Origin of the sequence: Ligilactobacillus acidipiscis DSM 15836 (genome assembly GCF_001435755.1) — a bacterium.
Taxonomy (GTDB): domain Bacteria; phylum Bacillota; class Bacilli; order Lactobacillales; family Lactobacillaceae; genus Ligilactobacillus; species Ligilactobacillus acidipiscis.
In genome coordinates, this window is record NZ_AZFI01000115.1 from 1 (window position 1) to 6,931 (window position 6,931).

At 31.5% G+C, this 6,931-nt stretch carries 7 protein-coding genes and 1 pseudogene; 2 read left to right on the forward strand and 6 right to left on the reverse strand.

Annotated features, from left to right (window positions below):
* The coding region (locus FC65_RS07750) for a hypothetical protein (RefSeq protein WP_056972172.1) at nucleotides 1-397 on the forward strand (397 nt) is incomplete at its 5' end.
* Nucleotides 398-633: 236 nt separating this feature from the next.
* On the opposite strand, the pseudogene FC65_RS07755 reads toward FC65_RS07750, so the two are convergent.
* The 5 genes and pseudogenes from FC65_RS07755 to FC65_RS07770 form a co-directional block, all read right to left on the reverse strand.
* Nucleotides 634-1,977 (reverse strand): annotated as a pseudogene (locus tag FC65_RS07755) (bacteriocin secretion accessory protein); the annotation flags it as partial.
* Between the two features lie 14 nt (nucleotides 1,978-1,991).
* Complete coding sequence (locus FC65_RS07760) at nucleotides 1,992-4,154, reverse strand: peptide cleavage/export ABC transporter (protein WP_056972176.1); 2,163 nt, start codon at nucleotides 4,152-4,154, stop codon at nucleotides 1,992-1,994.
* A gap of 160 nt (nucleotides 4,155-4,314) precedes the next feature.
* Nucleotides 4,315-4,488: a CPBP family glutamic-type intramembrane protease gene (locus FC65_RS12900; protein WP_382405909.1), complete on the reverse strand. Its 174-nt coding sequence runs from the start codon at nucleotides 4,486-4,488 to the stop codon at nucleotides 4,315-4,317.
* Nucleotides 4,489-4,731: 243 nt separating this feature from the next.
* Nucleotides 4,732-5,520, reverse strand: a complete 789-nt coding sequence (locus FC65_RS07765; protein ID WP_056972178.1) for a CPBP family intramembrane glutamic endopeptidase — start codon at nucleotides 5,518-5,520, stop codon at nucleotides 4,732-4,734.
* A gap of 131 nt (nucleotides 5,521-5,651) precedes the next feature.
* Nucleotides 5,652-5,852 carry a leucocin A/sakacin P family class II bacteriocin gene (locus FC65_RS07770; RefSeq protein WP_156408600.1) on the reverse strand — a complete coding sequence of 67 codons (201 nt, stop codon included), beginning with the start codon at nucleotides 5,850-5,852 and terminating at the stop codon, nucleotides 5,652-5,654.
* 185 nt (nucleotides 5,853-6,037) lie between these two features.
* On the opposite strand from FC65_RS07770, the gene FC65_RS07775 reads away from it, so the two are divergent.
* Complete coding sequence (locus FC65_RS07775) at nucleotides 6,038-6,373, forward strand: bacteriocin immunity family protein (protein ID WP_056972179.1); 336 nt, start codon at nucleotides 6,038-6,040, stop codon at nucleotides 6,371-6,373.
* A 349-nt stretch (nucleotides 6,374-6,722) separates the two neighbouring features.
* On the opposite strand, the gene FC65_RS12060 is transcribed toward FC65_RS07775, so the two are convergent.
* Nucleotides 6,723-6,931 (reverse strand): hypothetical protein (locus tag FC65_RS12060; protein ID WP_056972181.1); only part of this gene is annotated, 209 nt, incomplete at its 5' end.

Sequence of the window (6,931 nt, forward strand, 5' to 3'; positions counted from 1 at the left end):
ATTTGTGAGAAATCCCCCCATAACATTGGAAAGAAAGAACCTTTTAATGAAATACTTAGACCATAAATATTTGATACTTAAAAGAAACAAATTACTACAACGAAACTTTTATTTCCGAAAAGCTTCAAGAAACTTTATCTTAGGAGCACTTTGTTTTATTCTTGCAAGTTATGTCTTTAAAAACGTTGGTCACTATTATTTTGCAGATTTTACTAAAACTATTGCGATATCCCTTATTTTGGCTTTAGTTGTTTCGCTATTTTCTGATTATCTTGCTACCAAAAAAGAAATAATGACTATAGAAGTAAAACTTGATTGTCTCGGAATAGCCTACGAGCCTCGTAAAGAACTGGAAAAAAAGTTAAAAAGAAAAAAATTACGCCAGTTAAAAAATTGACTCCTAAGTTTTATATCCTATTGATACAAACGATAGAACAATAAGTATCTTCTCAATCAAGATCTCTAAAGATTTGGTTTCCTCTAATTACAATAAAGATAGCTAGACATAAAAAATCGTATCCCAATTATTACAGGATACGATTTTTTGCCTGATGCACTAAGTGATTAACTTTTAATACACTCACTTAATTGAGTATTATTTATTCTTTGTTTAGCAGCTTATTTTTGTAATANATTAAAAAAGGTTTCTTTGCCAGTAATTACTGAAGTCGTTCCTTCCATTCCATATTTTAACAATTTCTTTTGCTTTGAATTGATTTTTGCTGTAGCTGTCACGAGGTAATAATTCCCATGGTTGATTGTTATTGGTGAAACGCTGATTTGCTTGATCTTACCAGTTAACAAAACCGGTTTTGGGACATTCCTTGTGACCTTAAATCGTAATTGTTGTCCCTTTTTTACTGATGAAATATCAGTTGTTGGCACATAGGACTTGATTTTTAGATACTTTTGCTGCCGTAAAACAGGATAAATTTCTGCTAAACTAGCTCCGTTACCAACATATTTTGCTCCTTGATATTGTTCAGTAGTATGTATCACGCCAGTTTTAGGTGCTTTAATTTTATACTTTTTGTTATCAGTCTTTAAATTAGCAATGTTTGTTTTTATCTCCTGCAAATTTTGTTTTGCTTTAACCTGATCCTGCACTGCTGCATTCATTTGATCGTCTTGTAACGTTTGCATTTTCTGCTGATTCATTGCAACGCTATAATTAGTATCGTCAAACTCTTTTAATTCTTCAACTTGAGCTTTGGCAGATGCAACAGTATCTTGCAAGGTATCAATTTCTTGCTGGATATTGGTCAGGTAATCCTCTTTAATGCCACTTTTATCCGTGTTATCCGTTGCGCTCGCAAGCTTATTTTTGTATTCTTGGTAAATGTAACTGTACTTAGCCTTTTTATCATAACCGCTATCATTATTAACTGCTTGATATAACGCTTGATAGGCAGTCAAATTAGCATTATTGCGCTCAACAACTTGTTGTTCTATCTGAGTTAATGAGGTCTGTTTTTGCTGGGTACTAGCTGACTTTTGCGTTAACATTTGATTTTTAGTTTGATAAACTTGTCGCTGTTTAAGGTAACTTTGTAACAATTGCCGATAACCAAAAGTATCGTTCTCTTCAAAAGAATCTGTATTGTTTGTTATTCCATTTTTTAATGTATCTAATGCTGCAATCTGCTGTGTAAACTTTTTAGCTTGAGCTTCGTATAAGCTTAATTTATTGTGGTTCAGAACATTATTATAAACCAACAAAGTTTGTCCTTGGTGCACATATTTACCCTCTGATAAATAATTATTTTTTATTGCGCTATTTGCTGTTGCTTGAATTGTTGGTACAGTTTGTATCGTGGCAGTAGTACCCACACCGTCAATGGTGACCTCTTTTTTCCCGAAAAAGGAAAAAAGAAGGACTGCGACTACTAGACAGGTAGTTGGTAAAATCAGTAAAGTTGAAAAATTATGATAGCGTGCAGTATAAAATTCACTGCTTTCTAAAAAACGTTTATCCACGAGAAATTATCCCCTTAACTCTGAATTAGATCATAATAATATCCTTGTTTTTGAATTAATTCAGCGTGTGTTCCTTGTTCCACTAACTTTCCTTGGTGCAGTACTAAAATATTATTAGTGCGCTTAGCAATTGCTAAGCGGTGTGCAATAAAGATAATAGTTTTGTCTTTTAAATTAACTAAATTATCAACTAATTTTTTCTCCGTAACTGCATCAAGCCCACTAGTTGATTCATCAAAAATCAAAACTTTAGCTGGGGATAACAAAGCTCTAGCTATTGTAATTCTTTGTCGTTGTCCACCTGATAACACATTGCCATTTTCGTCTAATAAAGAATTATATTGTAGCGGCATCCTTTCGATATCAGTATCGATTAACGCTAGTTTACAAGCTTGTCTAATGTCAGCTAATTCAATCTGTGCACGGTTCCCTAACCGCAGGTTATCTTCAATTGTGCCTGCAAAAATATACGGATCCTGGGGAACATAATTAACAAACTTACGTAAAGTATGTTTATCGATCATTTTAATTGGCTGTTGATTAAAAGTAATTTCGCCGCTGGTAACATCAAAAAAATTAATTAATAACTTAGCCAAGGTCGATTTTCCTGAACCACTCATCCCCACGATCGTAATTTTCTCATTTGGAACAAGGTTGAAGCTAACATCTTCAAGGGCATTTTTGCCATAGCCATAACGATAATTAACATGCTGCATACTAATTGGTCCTTGCAGTTGCCTATAGTCAGTAAGTGCTCTAGATTTTTTAAATTCACTTTCGACTAAAAAAACTTCATTCAGACGATTATTAGCTACTCGTGCGCTTTGTAATTTCGGTTGTAAGTTAATAATATTTTGTAGCGGTTCAATAAAGTAAGCCAATAAAGCATTGAATGTCATTAACTGACCGATCGATAAATTATTATGAATTACTAATAATGCCCCAACCCATAAAATTAACACATTTAATAATGATTGAATTACCAGTTTAATGGCCTGTTGCAAGACATCTGCTTTAGTATAAGCAAGCCCTTTTTTAAGGAAGTCGGCAAATTCGGAATCGATTTTTTGATAACGCTGTTCCTCGCTATTCAAAGCTTTCACCGTTTCTATTCCGTGAATATCTTCAATAATTGAAGAATTCAAAACGGCATTACTTTCCATTTCTTTTTGATTTAAACGTTCAAATGCTTTAGCAAAGGCCAAAATAACCACCAAATAAATTGGTAAGGTCGCAATAGTTAATAAGAAGAGCTTTAAACTCTGAATGGCTAGAATAATCCCCATAATAACCACAATACCGACGTCTAAAAACATTGATATAACAGTGCTAGCCAAAGCATCAATGATTTTACTGGCATCTGAAAACCGTGAAACAATTTCACCAACTTTGCGTGTAGCAAAAAATTCCATTGGTAAATCAAAAATATGTCGAATATAACCAAGAATAATTTCAATGGACAACCGTTGTCCTAAGATAGCTAATAAGAAATTTTGGGCATAGGTAAAGATTGCTTGAAAAATATAAAAAACAATTAACCCTAAGGCAATGATTGCCAAAGTATTGCGCATATTGTTAGGAATGTATGTATCAATAACACCTTGCAGGAAATAGGAACCGACAATGCTAATTAAAGTAATTAATAAGGCCGCTAAAATAATATTAATTATCAGTTTCTTTTGTTGTACCATATTGGGAATAAAAGAAAAAAGAGAACTTTTCTTTTGCTTAGTTGGCTGGTAAGTAGGCTTAGGCGCCATGAAGAGGGCAACCCCGGTCCATTCTTTAGCAAAATTCTCTTTAGTCATTTTGATTACTCCGACAGTATCATCCGGATCAGCAAGCAAGATATTATTCCCTTTTACTTTATAAACAACATAGTAATGTAATAAATTTTCGTCTTTAACAACATGTGCAATAAAAGGCAACGGCAGGTCGCTAACATCAAAGAGAGACATATCAGCTTTGATTGCTTTAGTATCAAAGCCTAATTTATTTGCCGTCTTAACTAAGCCCAATGCAGTCGTACCTTCGTTATCTGTTTTAGCAAGATTCCGTAAATAAGCTAGTGAGGTGGTTGAGCCATAGTGTTTTAAAATCATAGCTAAACAAGCAACTCCACAATCAGCTTCATCTATTTGCGAAACATATTTAATATTTTTATTAAAAAAAGCCATAATTCACCCTTTTCTAAAGAAAAATGAACACCTTAGGCTTTTAAGCCTACTACAAAGTTTAGTATTAAGATGGTTACAAAAGCCAATACCTAATACCCAACCATTTTTAGAGAAACCAAGTAATTCAGGTCTTTAATTTTTGTAAACTAACATACTATTCTTAAAAAGCTGAAGTGATAACAATTAACATATTATAAACGGAATGTAATAAGATATTGGATCTAATTGATTTAGTTTTCTCTAAAACAAAAAACAATGCCAAAGAAAATAAAACATAATAAAAGAACATATGGCAAAAATATGACAAATGCTTTTGTTGATGAAAGAAAATCATCGTTGCTGTATTGACCTGTGATATAAATTCCAATTCCTTGAATGCCAACAAAAAGAATGGCTATAAGGAATATATAGATATACGTACTAAAATTTAGCCTAGAAGGTTTTATTTGTTTTATATATTGGTAAATATACAAAGTAAAACAAATATAAATTAGCAATGCCGCAGTCAGATTCGTCAATTTGTGATATATATTTTCTTTTAAAAGAAAATAGACATAATAACTAACAACCTCATCTTTTATTGATTATTTTTATACAGTCTAACTAAGTAATTAATGTTTCTTAATTTTTTACGTCTCAACAAGAACGCAGCAAAAACCAAATATACAAAATCAATGAAAAAACTAGAAAGCAGTGAGCCATAGGAATTATTAAGTGTACCCTGACTCATTCCAAGAGTTGAAATACTTGATATAAAATTTAGCAAAAAATGGAACATCATAGGTACAATTAAGCTCCCTGATCTGACATATAACGCATTTAGTAACATCCCTAAGAAAAAGGTTTGAACTACCTGCATTAAAGTCAATTGCATAGGCTGCGAGTTTAGATTCAAAAAATGAGTTAATGCAAAAATAATACTTGAACCCAAGCAAGAAAGCCAAACTTCACCATATAATTTTATTTTTTTACATTTTGATATATTTGAAATAATAACACCTAACGTAATTCCTCTAAAATAATATTCTTCAAAGAAAGAAACAAAAATACCAACTATAAAAGGATAACCTGCTTGTGAAACTCCCTTATTTTGTATCAAAACTATAGCAAATAACGCATATAAATATACTGGAAATAAAACAAAAAATAATTCTTTATATGAGCACTGTACTTTCCAAGAAATTCTTTGTTTTATTAAATATTTATTTATCAAATAAATAATAATCCAAAAAAATGATTCTTGAAAAATAACAGCAAAGGTTTTGGGTAACTTAGAAATAGAAGTAAAGCCTATAACTTGCACCATAACTACAAAACATATAATTGAAAATAAAAATGATAAGGTCTTTTTGTTTTTATAAAGCATAATACGTACCCTTTCTGATGCAAAAAATCTTACTATATAAAAACCGCTATCAATAAAGATTGTACAACCTCATTGGATAGCGATTCCGATATATTATATAAAATAAATTACATTAATTATAATTTATAAATTTAATGTCGGCCTACTCCAGCAGCGCCACTAGTTATACCATTAACCCAACCATGGTATGAAATTTTGCCTATTGATTGTATAGCTTGTCCCCAATTAATATATGGTTTTCCATGTTTAGGAATATGAAGACCATTACCATAGTATTTGCCGCCTATAACACTACTAGACTCTTCTAAAGATAGTTCTTTAAAATTATTCACACTTATCCCCTCCTAATCAACTACACTATCACTTTATATTATAAAAGCAACTTTCTATCATTAATTTTTTAAATAAAGCTTAGTATTCCTTTTCAAGAGTATTTGCTTGCTATTAAATCAATTTATTGTATCCTAAATTAAGTGGTGACTTTTAAAGATATTCTCATGTTATATGGAGGAGTTTAATGACACAAGAAAATTCAAAAGTTCTTTTTGATAAAATAGACAAAGCTTTTAACGATCCTCAAGTAGAAGAAATTCCTGAGCTTCAAAAAATGTTATTGCATTATGCAACAGAAATTAATAATAATAATACTTCTTATAGTAAAATTGTTCTTAATTTATCTAGGAAAATTTCAAGTTATTATATGCAACACCATAATATTCCTAAAACAGTTCTTGATATATATACTTTTATTAAATCGGAAGTAGATTCAGGTAAAATAGATTCTTCTGTACTAAAAAAGTATTCCGAAGCTACTGGAATAATGTCCCTACCAATTAGTTTCAATCTGTTTTAATAACTTATTCTTTTGTTACACTTGTGACAACTAGACTACTACTGTGTGCAATTGAAATGACAATTTACTCGCAAATCATTATCTTGGACTTTCCTTTTTAACTACTTAAGAAAACAGTGTATCTATGATACACAAGGACAGTAGTTAGCGAAATAAAATGTACAAATATAGTAGCAATCCCCTACAAGGGTAAATTGCCTATGACTTAGTTCTACTTTTTTAGGACTAGGCTCTTTTTTATGCCAAAAAAGCCTCCCTAACTATCTGCCAGGAGGTCTTATATCATATATCTATGTTGATCCGCACTGAAAAAAGGCCTCAGCCTAATCCTTTATCACTATATTTACTATTAAGTAACTTTAAATAAAACTTGCTTACCTGAAGTAAAAGTTTTCGTCCAGTTGCCAAAGGAGGGTAGATCCCCTGTAAGTCCACCGATTATTTTAGGCAAATATTCTTTCTTGTCTAATCTACGTTTTGCAGCAATTAAAAGTGTTCGCTCACCTTCAGTAATTTTTATATAAAAAAGAACCTCCTGATGCTCTACCAGGAGGCCGA